This window comes from Neisseria sp. P0001.S005, from assembly GCF_051963715.1.
Window position 1 is genome coordinate 1 of the sequence record NZ_JBQCTZ010000784.1, and the last position, 361, is coordinate 361.

Here is a 361-nt window from a genome sequence, read left to right on the forward strand (position 1 = left end):
CGGCTGTGGTGGTCTTTAGGGTTGGCTTTGAAGTGAGGAGTCAGGTCGTTGATGCGGAAAGTCAACAGAGCGACTTGTACTTCAGAAGAGCCGGTATCGCCTTCTTTGCGTTGGAAATCTTTAACAATTTGTGCTTTTTGTTCTACGGTCAATGCCATGATGGATAACTCCGAAAATAAAAGAACCTTTTCAGGTTCGGACAAGTTTGCCAAGCCGAACGACCTAAGCAAACTCCTAAGTGCCTTTTTATAAAGACGGGTGGATTATGCCACAATTTGTCTTTGTGCGCCATATCTTTTCAGACGGCCAAAAAAAGCGGCGATACCTTTCAGTACCGCCAAAGCTGCTTTGGTGATAAAAA

At 44.6% G+C, this 361-nt stretch carries 1 protein-coding gene; it reads right to left on the reverse strand.

What is annotated here, in order from left to right; genetic code table 11:
* Window positions 1–158: 30S ribosomal protein S15 (rpsO, locus tag ACTHSP_RS22860; RefSeq protein ID WP_440347111.1), on the reverse strand; the 158-nt coding region annotated here is incomplete at its 3' end.
* Window positions 159–361: the final 203 nt, after the last annotated feature.